Annotated in this window: 15 protein-coding genes and 1 pseudogene; 5 read left to right on the top strand and 11 right to left on the bottom strand. The window is 45.5% G+C overall.

Annotated features, from left to right (window positions below; all coding sequences use genetic code 11):
- Nucleotides 1-2: 2 nt before the first annotated feature.
- Together DB847_RS08265 and yihU are read right to left on the bottom strand one after the other, a co-directional pair.
- The gene (locus tag DB847_RS08265) at nucleotides 3-887 is read right to left on the bottom strand and encodes a class II fructose-bisphosphate aldolase (RefSeq protein WP_108650254.1); all 885 of its coding nucleotides are present in this window, start codon (nucleotides 885-887) and stop codon (nucleotides 3-5) included.
- 10 nt (nucleotides 888-897) lie between these two features.
- Complete coding sequence (gene yihU, locus DB847_RS08260; protein ID WP_108650253.1) at nucleotides 898-1,803, bottom strand: sulfolactaldehyde 3-reductase; 906 nt, start codon at nucleotides 1,801-1,803, stop codon at nucleotides 898-900.
- Nucleotides 1,804-1,981: 178 nt separating this feature from the next.
- On the opposite strand from yihU, the pseudogene DB847_RS26605 reads away from it, so the two are divergent.
- Both DB847_RS26605 and DB847_RS08250 read left to right on the top strand, forming a co-directional pair.
- Nucleotides 1,982-2,877 (top strand): annotated as a pseudogene (locus tag DB847_RS26605) (PfkB family carbohydrate kinase).
- 37 nt (nucleotides 2,878-2,914) lie between these two features.
- Nucleotides 2,915-3,706, top strand: a complete 792-nt coding sequence (locus DB847_RS08250; RefSeq protein WP_108650252.1) for a DeoR/GlpR family DNA-binding transcription regulator — start codon at nucleotides 2,915-2,917, stop codon at nucleotides 3,704-3,706.
- A gap of 981 nt (nucleotides 3,707-4,687) precedes the next feature.
- Here DB847_RS08250 and DB847_RS08245 read toward each other — a convergent pair.
- The 4 genes from DB847_RS08245 to DB847_RS08225 form a co-directional block, all read right to left on the bottom strand.
- The gene (locus DB847_RS08245) at nucleotides 4,688-5,311 is read right to left on the bottom strand and encodes an MBL fold metallo-hydrolase (protein ID WP_108650251.1); all 624 of its coding nucleotides are present in this window, start codon (nucleotides 5,309-5,311) and stop codon (nucleotides 4,688-4,690) included.
- A gap of 93 nt (nucleotides 5,312-5,404) precedes the next feature.
- The gene (locus tag DB847_RS08240; RefSeq protein ID WP_159084472.1) at nucleotides 5,405-5,839 is read right to left on the bottom strand and encodes a heme-binding beta-barrel domain-containing protein; all 435 of its coding nucleotides are present in this window, start codon (nucleotides 5,837-5,839) and stop codon (nucleotides 5,405-5,407) included.
- Between the two features lie 426 nt (nucleotides 5,840-6,265).
- Nucleotides 6,266-7,117 (bottom strand): LysR family transcriptional regulator, encoded by an 852-nt coding sequence (locus DB847_RS08235; RefSeq protein WP_108650249.1) that lies wholly within the window; start codon nucleotides 7,115-7,117, stop codon nucleotides 6,266-6,268.
- Nucleotides 7,118-8,478: 1,361 nt separating this feature from the next.
- Nucleotides 8,479-8,985 carry a DUF2846 domain-containing protein gene (locus DB847_RS08225; RefSeq protein ID WP_108650247.1) on the bottom strand — a complete coding sequence of 169 codons (507 nt, stop codon included), beginning with the start codon at nucleotides 8,983-8,985 and terminating at the stop codon, nucleotides 8,479-8,481.
- 619 nt (nucleotides 8,986-9,604) lie between these two features.
- Between DB847_RS08225 and DB847_RS08220 the strand changes: the two genes are divergently transcribed.
- Nucleotides 9,605-10,162 (top strand): sigma-70 family RNA polymerase sigma factor, encoded by a 558-nt coding sequence (locus tag DB847_RS08220; RefSeq protein ID WP_108650246.1) that lies wholly within the window; start codon nucleotides 9,605-9,607, stop codon nucleotides 10,160-10,162.
- A gap of 367 nt (nucleotides 10,163-10,529) precedes the next feature.
- Entirely contained in the window at nucleotides 10,530-11,162 is a 633-nt protein-coding gene (locus DB847_RS08215) for a thiol:disulfide interchange protein DsbA/DsbL (protein ID WP_108650245.1), read from the top strand.
- 14 nt (nucleotides 11,163-11,176) lie between these two features.
- Here DB847_RS08215 and DB847_RS24305 read toward each other — a convergent pair whose 3' ends face one another.
- From DB847_RS24305 to DB847_RS08195, 5 genes are all read right to left on the bottom strand, one after another.
- Nucleotides 11,177-11,338, bottom strand: coding sequence for a hypothetical protein (locus DB847_RS24305; protein ID WP_159084471.1), 162 nt, complete (start codon nucleotides 11,336-11,338; stop codon nucleotides 11,177-11,179).
- 219 nt (nucleotides 11,339-11,557) lie between these two features.
- Nucleotides 11,558-11,938 (bottom strand): ArsR/SmtB family transcription factor, encoded by a 381-nt coding sequence (locus DB847_RS08210; protein ID WP_325049153.1) that lies wholly within the window; start codon nucleotides 11,936-11,938, stop codon nucleotides 11,558-11,560.
- A gap of 339 nt (nucleotides 11,939-12,277) precedes the next feature.
- Complete coding sequence (gene arsB, locus DB847_RS08205; RefSeq protein WP_108650244.1) at nucleotides 12,278-13,372, bottom strand: ACR3 family arsenite efflux transporter; 1,095 nt, start codon at nucleotides 13,370-13,372, stop codon at nucleotides 12,278-12,280.
- A gap of 68 nt (nucleotides 13,373-13,440) precedes the next feature.
- The gene (gene arsA, locus DB847_RS08200; protein ID WP_108650243.1) at nucleotides 13,441-15,204 is read right to left on the bottom strand and encodes an arsenical pump-driving ATPase; all 1,764 of its coding nucleotides are present in this window, start codon (nucleotides 15,202-15,204) and stop codon (nucleotides 13,441-13,443) included.
- Nucleotides 15,205-15,229: 25 nt separating this feature from the next.
- Entirely contained in the window at nucleotides 15,230-15,592 is a 363-nt protein-coding gene (locus DB847_RS08195; RefSeq protein ID WP_108650242.1) for an arsenic metallochaperone ArsD family protein, read from the bottom strand.
- 295 nt (nucleotides 15,593-15,887) lie between these two features.
- Here DB847_RS08195 and DB847_RS08190 point away from each other — a divergent pair, with 295 nt between their 5' ends.
- On the top strand, nucleotides 15,888-16,295 hold the full coding sequence (locus DB847_RS08190; protein WP_159084470.1) for a Rap1a/Tai family immunity protein: 408 nt from the start codon (nucleotides 15,888-15,890) through the stop codon (nucleotides 16,293-16,295).
- Nucleotides 16,296-16,310 lie beyond the last annotated feature (15 nt).

The following is a 16,310-nucleotide window of genomic DNA, read 5'->3' as shown; positions in this document are numbered from 1 at the left end:
TCCTAGTTTGAGTGACTTACGGAGTTAAAATCTGCAGCCTTGCCCTGGCTGCCAAACAGGCGGATCTTCTCCACTACCTTGTCACGCATCACCTCACGTCCCCGTCCGAGGGAGACCGCCAGGGTTACCTCATCCGGGTTAGCCTGAAGTATCTCATTGACCCCCTGGGTAAACGCCTGACGCAGCTCGGTATCCACATTGATCTTGGCAACGCCAAGGGAGATCGCTTCACGCACCTGATCATCGGGAACCCCGGAGCCACCGTGCAGTACGATAGGCTTTTGGATCTCATCGCGGATCTCCTTGAGGCGTCCGAATGCAAGTTTAGGCTCCTGCTTGTAAACCCCATGAGCCGTGCCTATAGAGACCGCCAGATAATCCACCCCAGTCCCATCAACAAAGCGCTGTGCCTCATCGCAGGTAGTGATCAGGGCATCCTTCTCATCGACCGAGATATCATCTTCGGTACCACCAATCTTACCTATCTCCCCCTCCATACCTATGCCCAGGGCACTGGCAACATTGGCGACATCGCGGGTGATACGAACATTCTCATCAAACTCCAGGTGTGAGCCATCAAACATCAAAGACTGGAAGCCACAACGCGCTGCACGCATGGTCTGCTCGAAGCTGCGGCTGTGATCCAGGTGGATCGCCACAGGAACTGTGATCTTCTCCATGAAGGCATCGACCATCGCCTTCATTGGCTCAAGGTCCATGACGCTGATCACCTTCTGGCCGATCTGGATCATCACCGGCGCCTGCTCCGCCTCTGCTGCCTCCAGGATGGCAGCAATGGTTTCCGCGTTATGGGCGCTGAATGCGCCGATCCCGTAGCCATTTTGCCAGGCCTTCTGGATCATCTGTTTTCCCGAGATATATGGCATCATTGTCTCCTTAATTCGTCTTGGTTGATTCTTTTGAAGTGAGCCCGGATGCTGCGCGCACCTGCTCCAGGATCGCGGTCCAGTCCTGCTTCCCGCGCCCGGCGGCTCTTGCCTGGCTGAAGAGTTCACGTGCCGCAGCGCCCATCGGCATGGTGACATGCAGCTGATTTGCCACATCCATGGCGATCCCGAGATCCTTATGGGCCAGATCGATCATAAAGGCGGGAGAGAGATCCCCCTTGAGCACCTTGTTCGGCCAGGTAGTGGTAAAGTGCCCCTTGCCTGCCGGCGTGCCCTGCATCACCTCAAGGGCAACATCAAATGACAGGCCCAGCCCTTCACACAGGGTCGCGGCCTCGGCAGACAATGCGTTGAGAGCAATGCTCATATAGTTGTTGATGAGCTTGACCCGGATCCCCATGCCGGGACCGCCCGCCTCGATAAGTTCGCTGCCCATCTTCATCAGCAATGGACGTGCCCGCTCAAGCTGCGTCGCATCTCCCCCGCCAAGGATCAGCAGTGTACCGGCAACCGCATGATCGGAAGTGCGGCCAACCGGAGCATCCATATAGCTAAATCCGAGTTGAGCCAGTTGCTCACGTAGTTGATCGCTCTGCAGAGGATGGATGGTCGACATATCGATCAGCAGCGCCTTGCTATCCAGTTTGCTACACACCCCCTGCTCACCCAGCAGTACCTCTTTAACCAGATCGCCATTAGGCAGCATGGTGATGACAAACTCGGCTCCCTCAGCAGCTTCGGCTGGCGAATCACAGGAGAAAGCGCCCTGCTCAGTCAACGCCTGCATCGCGTTGGGGTTGCGATCATAGATCCGCAACTGCTCTCCCCCTTTAAGCAGATTGAGAGCCATCGGCTGCCCCATCTGTCCTAAACCAATAAATGCTACTGTAGCCATTGCTGATCTCCTTGTTGAATTCGGTGGACTCGTCTGTGTTCAGATTTGTCACTTATCGCTCGAAAGTGATCATATTTGTTGTTTTAAGTAAAAAACATGACATTCGTCACTCTTTTCGATTTTGCCCCCGATAAAATGATCAGCAGCTGCAATTAAACACAACAAAAGGAGTTCTCTTATGAGCAAGATCGCATGTGTCGGCATCGCGGTGCAGGATCGCATCTACTACCTGGATCAACTGCCGATGACCTCGGGTAAATATGTCGCCAATCAATACAGGGAGATGGGGGGTGGACCCGCTGCCACAGCGGCGGTTGCGGCGAGTCGCCTGGGAGCCGAGGTTGATTTTATCGGTCGGGTCGGAAGTGATGACTGCGGTGATGCGATCATCGCAGAGCTTGAATACTATGGTGTCAACTGCCGCTATACCCAACGTATCCCGGGAGCTCGCTCCTCCCAATCGGCGATTCTGGTGGATGCCCAGGGTGAACGGACCATCATCAATGCAGCCAGTCCTGAGCTACCAAACAACGCCGACTGGCTGCATGAGATCGATTTTAGCGCCTACGATCTGGTTCTGGCAGACGTGCGCTGGGACGAGGGAGCTCAGTTAGCCTTCACCCTGGCGGCAAAAGCCGGAGTGCCGACCCTGCTGGATGCCGATGTCACCCCCAGGATATTCTGCCGCTGGTCACACTAGCCGATCATGTGGCGTTTTCTGAACCAGGACTACATCGCTGCTGCCCTGAGGAAAATATCCAACAGGCCCTGCAGATGATGAGCGGCCGTGCCAACGGCGCTATGTATGTGACGGCCGGAGCCAAAGGCTGCTACTACCTGAGCCAGGGAAAGATGAAGCATCAAAACAGCTTCAAGGTTGAAGTGGTTGACACCACAGGTGCCGGCGATGTGTTTCATGGGGCCCTCGCCTATGCCCTCGCCGAAGGCTCCTCCCAGGAGCAGGCGGTACAGCTCGCCTGCGCCACGGCAGCACTCAAGTGTACCCAGCCCGGAGGTCGCAGCGGGATCCCGGATTGTGATCAATTAAACACATTTTTGTCAGTTTATGATTAAAATGGTCACATCCATGTCCATTTTACAAGGAGCGCGCATGAACCTCTCCGGGTTTACCGGTAATCCGCGCCATGACCAGCTGATCGCCCTGATCTCAGAGCGCGGTTATATGAGTATTGAGGAACTATCCCAACTGCTGGAGGTGTCGACTCAAACGATCCGCCGCGATATTCGCAAACTCAGCGAGCAGCGCCTGGTGACTCGTCACCACGGCGGTGCGGGACGCGCATCGAGTGTGGTCAATACAGATTTTGAACAACGAGAAATCTCCTATACCGCAGAGAAGGAGGCGATCGCTCAGGCGATCGCTGACTATATTCCCGACCGTTGCACCCTGTTTCTCTCCATTGGTACCACAGTGGAGCAGATCGCAAGGGCGCTCAGATCCCATAAAGATCTGCGCATCATCACCAACAGCCTGCGGGTGGCAGATATCCTGTATAAATCTGAATCGTTCGAAGTCATGGTACCCGGCGGCTCCCTGCGCCCTCATAACGGTGGCATCATAGGTCCGGCAGCGGTCGCCTTTATTGAAGGATTTCGCGCCGACTACCTGATCACCAGCATGGGCGCCCTTGAGGAGGATGGCAGCATGCTGGAGTACGATGTCAACGAAAGCGCCGTGGTCAAGGCGATGATGGGTCATTCCCGTCACCTGCTACTCGCCGCCGACCATACCAAGTACCACTCCTCGGCCGCAGTGGAGATCGGTAATATAGGTCAGGCGACGGCCCTGTTCAGTGATCAGTCGCCCCCACCGGCTCTGGCCGCAATCATGGCGCAAAAACAGGTGGAGCTGCGACTGCCAGTCGTCAACCGCAGCGAATGATCAGAAGTTGAGACTTTAAAATACAGTTGTGGGCCGGAATTTGTGCCTTCGGTACAGGTTCCTGGCTGTGACCTTCGGCCAAAGGGGAAATTGCTTCCCCTTTGCAATCCCTTCTCACTCCGCTCTCGTCATATCCCGGATTCCCTTGAGAATAAAATACTATGCAGAATCACCCTTAAGCTCAGAAGAAATAACCCAGTATTTCCTATACCTGTTTGAGTAAAATTAAAATAAAACCTGACTTTAGTATTTAGAAGACATATTAACGGTAGTGAAAGTTTCAACTCTACTCCCCCCTTATTCTCTAGGCATATTTATTCCTTAAATAACAAGGTGAAATTAAATCTAATTATTCCGCTCGACTAATATTACCACTTTTCCATTATCCAAAATGAATGGTGAAGTTTTATCGTTACTAATAAATTTCTTAACATGAGTAGAGTTAAACAATATCAAGTGTTCGCCACCATCATTACTTAACAGGTAATCTTGTATATAATCACAGGATTCAACGCGACATGAGTAAAGTGAATTTTTTCCAACCTTGTACTCAAGATCTAAAGGAATACCATCACTCAAATTATGGCATTCTATTACATTCAAGTGAATCCTAACCTGAGTGTTTGTAAATTGAACCCTCATAATATAAACCTCGAATTAGTTGTTCAAGAGATTAGCACTTGGATAGTAGCCACCTCATTATTTAACTGGATAGTAATAGAAACTAAAACACCTTGTATTTTTACATGCCTCAAGAGTCCTCAGTAGAGCATATACTGGCTGTTCCACAAATATTAATTCTATTTTTGAGGGTTTTTCTATTAAGTTCAGATCAACTTGTGAATCAGTGATTCATGAACAAAAGACTTACCTAAGTTGAAATCTTTTATAACTAAAAGTACGACATTCAATGATTACATTGCATGAGACAACACTTTTAATTAATAGCCATTAAGGTGATAGTATCATAAACATCTATTTCTATATATTCAACAAACTAGATTCAATAGCTTCTTGCCATTCACTTTTTGTGATTTCTAAAATGTTAACCTCGCCTACTGAGCCACTGGGTATGATGAAATCAGGAGACAGTTCTTTTAGCTTTAATAAACTACATTTCATATCATGTGAATTACCTCCATGACTAGAAAAAATCAATGTACTAAGTAAACCATTTGAAATAAAATATGTATCTCCGGTAAAAAGATATGACTTCCCCACTGGCGGATTATAATAGAAGCAAACTCCACCACTGGTATGACCGGGAGTAGAGATAACTTTTAACCCCTCAACTATATCTGTGTTTTGGTCAAGATAAACATCCACATCACCTTTAAAGGATCCAGCCTCTAATTTATTAATGCAGAGCTTGCTGTTATATTTATTTTTAATTAGACTTAATGATTTACCTACCTCATGCCTATGACTGATAAGTTGATAATCAATACCTCCAACATCAGCCATTTCATCAACCTCGCTTATAAGACTTGTGTTATACATTAGAATATTTACCCCCTCAACTTTCAAAACATAAGCATGGGTGTTTAGCCCTGAAAAAGGGTTCTCTGTTTCGGTTTGCCATAAGTTTTCAAAAATTCTTTTCATTTTATCACCTTACAAAATAGTACTGAGTATAATTTTCACGCATCACTCCATAAATAAGGAGATTGATTTATATCTTGTTTTATATATTAAAGTTCACCTACTGACCAAGAAAAACTCAACATATGCATTATGGGTAACCCAATCTCTACCATTAATTATTTTTGACCTACTATCCCAAATCATCATCGCTGAGTTAGGGAATACAACCTTTCTCGATATACCTTTGATGAACGAGGATTCATACATTTGACAATATCTTTCACTAACACTATTCCACTTTAATGGGAGGTAACCACCTAATGAGGTCATTATGTTAAACATTTCATGTGTAACATATCCAATTTCATTATGAAGAACTGATTCAGTTGGATAGTCTATCCTAAGCTTTCTCTCATAAGACAAACAATCATTGATATCACTGTGTTTTATTTCTAGATATTCATGAATATCTCCTTTACGGCTCCCATCATTCATTTCCCCGCTTCCTGTCCATATACCTATCATCCTAGATAAAGTTTCCAGTGACACCTTTCTCTCCATATACTCAAATTTACATAAAATAAAGCCCAACCAGGTGAACCATGTAATATAACCTATGATACACACACCTTACAAATTAACCAACTAATCACCCTTGCAAAATTGCAATACAGCCAAGGCATAAATGCCTTGAGCTATATTAATCTTAGCTACTATTTACTCACCACTGGCAATGTGATTTTTTATTAGCCCAAGACCCAACGGAATGGATACTTTGAGAATAAGTTGTACCTTACAATGAAGAAAACAAGAAAATCGCTGTATTTATAAAAATACATACGGCAATGTGAGGGATACATTTATATAAAAGGTAAGTCGCCCATAAGTAAACCAGTTAGGTTATAGATAAACCAAGATCCCCATGCAGCATACATTTTATAATTTATCTTTATAAAAGTAACACTAGAAATAACTTCAGCTATTTATTACTGGATTACTTTCATAGAAAAAATCCAGTAATAAATTATAAAGAACACTTACCCTCTTTTTCTTTATCACATCTTTATGACAAAGCATCCACAGACCAGTCTGTTCCTCGTTGAAAGTTCCCGGGACACGACAAAGTTTTTTGGAGGCATCGCCTATAAAGCAGGGAAGAGTAGCAATGGCCGCGCCAGACTCACAAGCTTTTAGTATCATCCCAACATTATCAAATCTCAGTGAGACCTTGGCATCTTTAGGCGTTGGATCAAGCTTGCTGTCTGAGCTGCCCCAACCGATCCAAGAAGAAGGCATCTCCCCGGTAATATCAGATTTTCTATATGCTGACGTACTAATTGGTGATATTTTTTTCCCTATTAAACCCTCAGGAACGCTCATTGCACCTCTAATAGAAATGTCAGCTTCTCGATCTTCAAGATTACATGTATGACCCGATGAAGTAAGCTCAACTGTTACATTTGGATTATTTTTTTGGAAAGACAAGATAATCGGTAGCAAATGCTCAGCCATTGCATCAAAAGTTGCAACAACAACTTTCCCTGAGAGTTCGTCACCATTCCCCATAAAATGCCGACTAATATTATTAACTTCCACGTCTATTTTATTAACTGAATCAAGTAATTGAATACCCTCATCAGTTACTTTAAGGCCACTGTAAACTCTATCAAATAGTCTAACACCTAATTTTAATTCAAGTCTCGCAAGCTTGCGTGAAATTGTAGACTGATTTATATTTAGATAATCACTGGCCTTTGAAAGAGAGCCGGTTTTACAAATGACGAAGAAAATTCTCAATAAGTCCCAGTCTAGTGTTTTAGAAAGCATTTTATCATCATACCTTATAATTTTGGACCATCAGGTAGAGGAAGAATTACTCTTATGTTACCACCGACAATCTAGAAAGTTAATTGCATGAATGCAAAGTCCTAACCGATTTATTGCATAAAGTTATCTGCATTCACACCACCATTGGAGCAGTTAACAGAAACACATTTCAATATCAACCCTCTTAAAAAGACTCGTTAACATACATTCCTAGAACCATACTTTTATCAATGGAATTCAGACTTTTTTATTTAAAATGATTATCGTATCGTATACTACTAAGCCCGATGCAACAAGCTTCACCAGGTCATGTTAGCATCTATTTCTATAGTAGAAGCGTGTTCATTTAAGCTAAGAGAAGAGCCTGCTTAGTGAGTAAACAAAGGCTTTTTGGTAAATATGGACTTGACTTAAATCGAACGTTAACCATCCAAGTGAGCCCGTCCCTTCAGGGTGTGTGACCTTGCAGTAAGACAACCCGTTAAGCTCTTCTAATCGCCAGGTAACGCACCGGCCCCTTTGAAGCATTCCCATCAAGGCGTCCATCTGCAGGCTCATCTCTTCCCTCTTCGACTTAAGCAGCCTGTAATCTGCAGATAATGCTGCAAAATCCCTGGCAAAGATTTATAAGCGCAAAGCCGCTCGATTATCGCAGAGCAGATATGCTCTCCCACTAAACTACAATTAGAGCAGGAAAAGATCTCCAGATCGCATAGACTCTCAGGGAGGAGAGTTATGAGTAGCCCACCACCCGCGATACATACTTGTCCAGATTGGCTATCCCCAGGGCGCAACCTGTTCTTTCTCCCTTTGATATTTGCACTGTTCGTGGCCAATCTTGCTATAGCCAGAGATAAAGTTGTTTTAGCCGCATCCGAACATGAACCCTACATAGGGATGCCCCTGCCGGATCAAGGCTATGTTCATGAATTGGTGACCAGGGCTTTCGAAAGAGTATATTAGGCAAGTTGCAAATACTGATGGCTGGTATGCTGTCCCCCGGGCTCGCGGTTTTCTACATATAATCAGGAGTACCTACAGTCAGTACCATTCTCTGAGTTTGTTCTAAAGGAGACACTCAAGGCAGATCCAGTCCACTTTACCAAAAAGCCCACACCCTATACCGGCCCGCAATTTGTCTCCATTCCCGATCTCCCTTCGATTGGTCGATACGTCGGCTTAAAGATGGCAGAAGTCTTCAGAGGAAAGCTCCACCAAGTTGCAGCATTAATGACATGCCACTTGCCTAAATAACTCACCCAGTCATCAGCTCTCGCTCACCTAGAGTCTCAATTATCTGCTCTCATCTCGTGATGGCGCGGATGCATGTCAGATCTTTACTAAAGCGAGTCAAAATGAAGCTATTTATTCAGGGGTGTGGGCTGCAATCTCTTGTATGCAACAAGTTTGCTATCCGGGTCACTCATCGTCTTTTCTGCTAAATAGGATTTGGTTAAGTATTTTGAGAAAATAGCGCCAACCATGCCAAAGCCGATCCCAACCCCTTTATTCGACATTTCACAGCTTAAGTAATACGTCTCTCCAGCATTAAATCTGAACTGGCGTTTTTCAACCCGGTTCCTGTCCGGCTGCTCTGGTTCACAATATTCCTCATAGCTCCCTAGTCGCAGGTCAACCACAAAATGCTCATCTTTTGCGGTATTCCCCACATGTTGGTCATCGACGAAGACGGGGCCGACCTGGTGAACACTCCACAACTTTACTCCAGCATATCTCCCCGCACTCACATAGATACGACTCCAGCCGCTCTCAAGAGGCTGCAGCTTGGTATATTCCGTACGCTCCGCTGGACGAGTGGCACATCCGGTGATGGTAACGCGATGGCAAGCAGGGAGCATTTCATTCATGCCTCCTGATGAAAGCAATATTAAAAACTATAAATCACCCTCGCTAACATCGCGACCAGCTCTCAGACCAAGGGCTCAGGGTACATGCCGATGCAGACCCACGGCGAGTTGAAAAGATAGTCTCCCTCCTAATACACAAGGCATGGTGCTCACCGCGAACAATCCACAAGGTCCCGGATCTCAAATAATCCTCAGTAATCCTGATGATTTCAGCCCCTCTGTGGCTCAGACTCTCTGCCAAGCCTTGTGGCAAAACGATGATTTCTTTACCCTGGGGGTTGGTTTTTCTGTTAGCTCAATCAACGTTGTTATGCTCTAAGAGATAGGCTACAATTCATTTCCATAAAACTAGTTTTATGGAAGTTGCAATTGGTTTGACTTAGGCCACATACGAATCTAATCACTGTTCTTAAAGTGAGCCATCATAAGACACTCTCGAGGAGGCGTTAGAGCTGTGCCTGGAATTTCTGAATCAAATTTGCAACATTATTTTCTGGGCTCTATTGATGAATCGATCAACATCGAGCTCAAAGTCTATTCCGGCTCCTGTAGCTAGCTGTGATAGGAAAGCATGACTCCTCGATAGAGAAATTTTAAGCTTTAATCAGAAGGTAGATTAATGAAAAGTATCGAATCATTTAACTCATGTATAACTGAGTTTTGGGATCAACATCAGGATGAGTTTTACATGTTTTTATTGTCAAGAGTGGCTGATCCAGAAAAAGCTAAAGATCTTCTAAGTGAATTATTTCTGAAAGCAAGAGACAATTTCAACAGCTTCTGCGATATGGCTCAACCTCGGGCCTGGATTTATCGAAGCGCTAAGAATTTGATCACCGATGAACATAGGCGCAATAGAGACTGTGTTGACATAGATAAGATTGACTTTCCGGCCGGAGTGGAGCAATCCGAGTTGGTAACCCTGACAGAATGTCTGCCTGAGGCGATGAATAAACTACCAGAGGCTACACGCACCCTATTGCGTGAATGTGACTTAGAACGTCGGCAACAGAAAGAGGTTGCAGCAGAAATGGGGATAACATTACCAGCCTTGAAATCCCGGCTGTTGCGTGCCAGAGAGAGCCTGAAGGAGATCATGGCTGATCTGTGTGCTGTTGAAGAAGATGAATCTTCAAAGGTCTGCTGCCATAGAAAAACATCAACCTATAGCATCTGATAGATAACTCCATACCATGACATTGATGCACCACAGCACCAGCGAACTCCATGCTCCTCAGAAAATGAATACTGATGTTGATGTCTGATTTCATGTCTCACCAACACGGTGTGTATCCTTCCATGGAGCCTCTGCTGCCGCATCCCTGCGGCAGAAGGTTGGTGACCTTGAAATCAGTACACCTTTGTATGAGCAACGGATCTGAGACATAACCAATTTACTTTTATATTTATGGTAACAATTTAACTTATAACAAATAAATCAAATAAAATATTACAAATAAGATCTGGATACAGCTCTTATTTGTAATCTTGATCCCAATGAATAGATAAATCCAAAAAACCTGAAAACCTCATAGGTAACAGACATGAAAAGATGGTTGTTGATAATACTTCTTGGAACATTCACCTCTTTAAGCTCGCAGGCTGAACCTCTGTTCAAGAAAGGTGTGAACTATATAATTGTAAAACAGGTTAGCACAGAAAACCCCCAGCTTATGGAATTTTTTTCCTATTTTTGCCCGCACTGCTACCAATTTGAACCTATTACCGAATATTTAAAATCAAAAATCCCAGCAGGGACTGAGTTTAAAAGAGTTCCACTCGCCTTACTCGGTGGTCCTTCAGGCCCGTTACTACAACATGCCTTTGCCGTAGCTCAGTTATTAGGGGTGACAGAAAAGATGACGCCGGTATTATTTAATTCAATTCAACTTGAACATAAGAATCTAAGTGATGAATCGGACATCAAGAAGTTGTTTGTTGCCAACGAGGTGAATGGGGAGCTATTTGATCAGGCATGGAGCAACCTCCAGGTTGAGGGAATGATTAACCAATATAATCAACTCATAAAGAGCTATAAGGTGTACGGTGTTCCGGAGTTTATTATTAATGGGAAGTACCAGATTTGTCTGCAAAAGTTACGAGGAAGCAATGCCCGGCAGAAAGTAGATTATTTGTCTCGACTCATAAATTACCTGTTAATCAAGAAAAACCATTAAGTACCGGGTTTTCATCATAAGATGGCCCCCAGGGTCATGCAGTGAACTCGAGCCTCTTTGATGAGGCTCTTTTCATCTCTGGGTATATAGGTAACTAGAGCATTTTCTCCATAGATGGAGCCAATGCTGTAATTAATCTCTGGCTTTACACGCTGACTCGCAATACCGATTATCATCCATGATAATCCTTACCAGTTCGGCGATGCCCATCCATGGGCATCCTCACCAGCTCGGCATCCTGCCTCCCGTTTCATTGCCAGGAGGCAATTCCACCCATGCCTCTCGCTTGTTGCGATGCAACCACGCCCTTGGCCGCTCTGCTGAAGAAAGTCAGCTTAGCAAAGCCTGAACATAATGAACCGGATTAATCCGAAAAAACTCTAGGCTCATCCCCTTTATCGCCAAATGCTCTGAGTTGATTTTCGAGTCCAGATCACCAGCCTATTCGAACCAGAGCCGACCATGATCAGTACCAAATATGTTCCAGGCTCACTCATAAACACAGCCCTCTTCAAGGGTAAAATCAAGCATCGCCGAAAGATATTGATACTCAGCGACACAAAACAGTGTTCGCCCTCACGTCGTTGGCTCAAAAGACCAACAGCAATGAGACAAGCAATATGATGGGATAGTGTTGAAGAGGGGATGTTTAGGCGTTTTTTTAGCTCCCCGACTGAGATCCCAAGAGCCCCGGATTCTACCACGTTCTTATAGATAATTAATCGCTTGGGATGACCAAGCACCTTTAGAACATTGGCGACTTTTTCAATTTTCATCAGTGCTCCTTGTTCTCTGTTATATACAAGCCAGCGCCAGATCTATCTTAAATAGCTCTCGGGAGCTCAAGCTAAGGTTATGATAAATAATCAGTTTTAGGAAAAGAGAAGGTTGTGAGAAGAGTCCCTATTGTGAGGTCGACCAGCTGGCAATGGCGGCGCAGAATACTCACAGCGGCTCTGCTGCTGGGGGAAAGTGCTATTTGACGCCACATCCAAAAGTGCCAGGCTAATGAGAAGATTGCGAATCTACCATGATCGATAGCAGCCAGCTGGTACACCCTCCACTCCGAAGAGAGTGAAAAAACCCACCGGGCAACAACCTGGTGGGTATGGAGGTTAACTCGTCAATAACTCAGACTTACGAGTGACCCAGGGTGTGTCAATATATCTGTGCCTGATGACGGATGATATTTTCAACAACAACAGGATGGTAGGTATTTCAATCAGGGGACCAATAGTCGCGGTAACAGCTTCCGGAGAGTAGATACCAAAAGTTGCGACTGCAGCCGCCAGGGCCAGCTCGAAATTGTTAGACGCGCTAGTCATTGCAAAAGCCGATGTCATTTCATAGTTGTAACCTGCATTTTTTGAAACAATAAATGCAACTGTAAAGATAATTATGAAATACAGGAACAAGGGTATCGCAACATGAACCAGAGTTAATGGATCGGCAGCAATCGCTTTCCCCTGCATGGAGAACATAATTACGATCATCACGAACAGGCCAATAAAAATTCCCAACAGTGCTTTTGGCACAAATTTACTGTCATACCATTCGATCCCCTTTGCACCGATCAGTGTATAGCGCACAATGATTGCCAAGATAAATGGTATTCCAGTATATACGAATACGTTTGTAGCAACACTCATCATGTCTGCTTGAACGCTCAGGGCATGGAATCCAAACATCGGAGCCAGTATCCCCAGGAAAATATATGTATAGATAGGATACAGAATAATGGTCAACACAGAGTTGACCGCCACCACTCCTGTGGTGAACTCTGCATCCCCATGTCCCAACTCAGTCCAGGTAATAACCAGGGCAATACAGCGTGCCAAACCTATCAGAATCAACCCAGTTAAATAGTGTGGCAGCGACTGCAAAGTCAACATAGCCAAAGCAAACATCAGGATAGGTCCAAAGACCCAGTTAAAAATAATAGAAAGAGCTAATGCTTTTCTATCCCTGAATACCCGCCCCATTTGCGAATAATCAACTTTGGCAAATGATGGAAACAACATTATGATGAGCATCGCTGCCAATGGTATATTAACACCGTCATAGGTGAAATATTCCCAGAACGACTTAATGTTTGGAAATGCATAAGCTAAGATGACACCAACTACAATTCCTGCAGCAACTAATACGGATAGGTAACGGGTCAAATAACCTAATATCCCCCCTCCTATCTTGTTTGAAAAACCACTCATAACAATCACCTATATTTTATATAAACTGTTCTGAACCGGGCTGGCATAAAAACCAGCCCTCTGACTACTTAGATTTTGGAAAGGGCTTCTAGTGAAAATACACCCACCGGCTCTTCACTTTGCTGAGGAATAAGAGCTGTACGAGTAGCGTACTCTTGTTTCACTTCCTCAATCAGGGGGAGCTCCCTGTTGGCACGGGTGATCAGAAACTGCGATGACACCTGAGCCGCCGCGATGCTATTGTTCACCACCCAGGCCCAGGGCTCTATCTTAGCTCGACGCAAGTCACGCTGAAGATTGGCCGCCTCCAACACCGGAGTCGTCTCGGCCAGGGTCACAATAATCACCTTGGTTTTATCCGGGTCTTGAAGCTGCATCATCGGGGTGATCGTATTATTTTCTATCTCCCCCATCTGGCGGGTCATCTCCCGGTGATACGCCCCTGTCGAATCAAGCAATAGCAGTGTATGCCCTGTGGGTGCAGTATCCATGACAACAAAATGATCATTCGACTCTTCAATAATCCGCGAAAATGCCTGGAATACAGCAATCTCCTCGGTACATGGTGATCGAAGATCCTCTTCCAGTACCGCCAACCCCTCTTCATCTAAATCCTTGCCCTGATTATCAAGAACAAACTGACGATACTTTTCGGTCTCGACCTTAGGATCGATACGGCTTACCTTCAGGTTATCGAGCGTATCTTCAATCGTGTATGACAGATGTGCTGCGGGATCGGATGTTGTCAGATGAACTTTATGACCACGTTGAGCCAATGAAACAGCGAGCGATGCTGCAACGGTTGTCTTACCAACCCCGCCTTTACCCATTGTCATGATAAGCCCCTTACCATCAAGGCTCAGCTCATCCACAAGAGAGTCCAGCTTCGGAAGCTCAATATCAGAGAGAGCGGGCGCTTCAACGGCGGATACGATATCTGCTTCACCACTGAGCAGTCGCCTTAGAGCTTCCAGACCAACCATATTAAAAGGTTTCAATGGCAGCAGAGTCCGCGGAAGCGCAGCCAGGTTTTCTGGCATTTGACTGATGGCTCTTTCTTCACGAGCCATGATACTCCTGGCCAGGAGATCGTTCTCGGCAGCTTGTGGTGGAAGCACACCATTGATCGCCAGATGCTGTGACTTCAGGCCAATCTGTGAAAGCTCATCATGTGTGTGAGACACCTCCTTAAGCGTGGATGATTGAGCTCGCGCGACCAGAACCAACCGAGTCTGATTGGCATCGGACAATGCTTTAACGGCATCTGAATATTGGTCTTGTTGCTTTTCAAGACCAACCAGAGGCCCTAGATTTGCGGCCGCCTCGGGGTTTGCTTCAAGATAACCCGTCCATGCTCCAGGTAGCTCAAGCATCCGGATCGTGTGACCCGTGGGGGCCGTATCAAATACAATATGGTCATACTTCTGGCGAATATCCTCATTTGTCAGGAGCCCGGTGAACTCATCAAAAGCGGCAATTTCAGTGGTGCAAGACCCCGATAGTTGCTCTTCGATACTATCTACAACATCGGCTGGCAGTAGGTCCTTCACTGGATTAAGCACCCGGTTACGATAATCCTGCGCCGCAACCATGGGATCAACCTCAATTGCAGATAGGTTGTTCACTGAGTCGATTGAAGTGATCTTGTGCCCAATCTTTTGATCAAAGACCTGGCCAACGTTTGAAGCCGGATCGGTGCTTACAAGTAGAACTCTCTTATTCTTATCCGCGAGATTTACCGCCGTTGAACAAGCTAAAGATGTTTTTCCTACTCCACCTTTTCCGGTAAAAAAAATAAAGGGCGGTACATTATCAAGGAATTTAATATTCATTTATTTCACCATCAATAAACGTAAATTAGGGTAGTCTGGGAGTGCAGCAACAAGGTGGAATATCACCATAAACGAACTCCTCATCATTAACGGAAATACCCGCCCAACGAGCTATGTCTGAACGGGCTGGAAGCTGTCCTGACTGAACAATATTTCCATCAAGTAATGAGACAGGTAGTGATTCTGCGCCAAAGTTTCGCAGATATTTACTGACTACCGGGTTATTAACAAATATCTGCGGGTTTTTAGACAGGCTATAACGCTTAATATCAATGTTATTTCTTTTGGCCCACTCAATATCAACATTGAATTTAATAGACTCCTCGGCAATCACTGCACTTGTCGTTGCACAGCAACCGGCGGGTTCAAAAATTTCAATTTTCGGCATTTCTCTCACCTCAATGTATTGGTTATTCACCTTGCATAGAGGTAAACGAACGAGGTCCCAAAAGGATGCAAATTTTTTTCAACCTAAGAAATTTCATCCCATCAAGGGCGACCAGGGTACTTCTGGCATGCAGGCGCTATCGATGCCGTAAAAGACCAGATGCTGAGAAAAGGCCTTTACCCGAGACCGTCGACCGGCACTGGTGGCGAAGGTACAAGTCCGCGAGCTATGAGGTCATTTTGTTACAGCCAGATGGCCCCTCCTCCCAACCCTATCTACACTTATAAAAATTGAGATGGCTCAAGTGGAACTACCGATGGATTACCTCAAGATGATTGTGTTGCTCTCGACCCTGCTGTTACCGACCGCCGGCCACGGCTCGGAGCTGGTACAAAGCATGGATGGTACCGGAAAAGGGCTACTTGTCTCCTGCAAGGGATTAGTACAGAACTATATTGATGGTAATAAAACCGGAAGCGATATCGAGTACGGGTTTTGTGCCGGGTTTATCAAGGCGATGACCCAACTGATGGCCGTATCTCATGGCTACAACACGAGCTACTGCTTCCCCAAAGAGATGACCACCGGCCAGGCTGCACATATCAGCCTCAACTACCTCAAGGCCCATCCTCAGACTCAAAACTACCCCGCTTTTTATGCCGTGATGAGCTCTATGGAGGAAGCCTTTCCCTGCAAAGGTTGATGGGACCTTCTGTCC

This window comes from Dongshaea marina (assembly GCF_003072645.1).
In the GTDB taxonomy this organism is placed as follows: Bacteria; Pseudomonadota; Gammaproteobacteria; order Enterobacterales; family Aeromonadaceae; genus Dongshaea; species Dongshaea marina.
The sequence above is the reverse complement of the archived record's forward strand: the minus strand, read 5'-3'. Positions and strand labels throughout refer to the sequence as shown.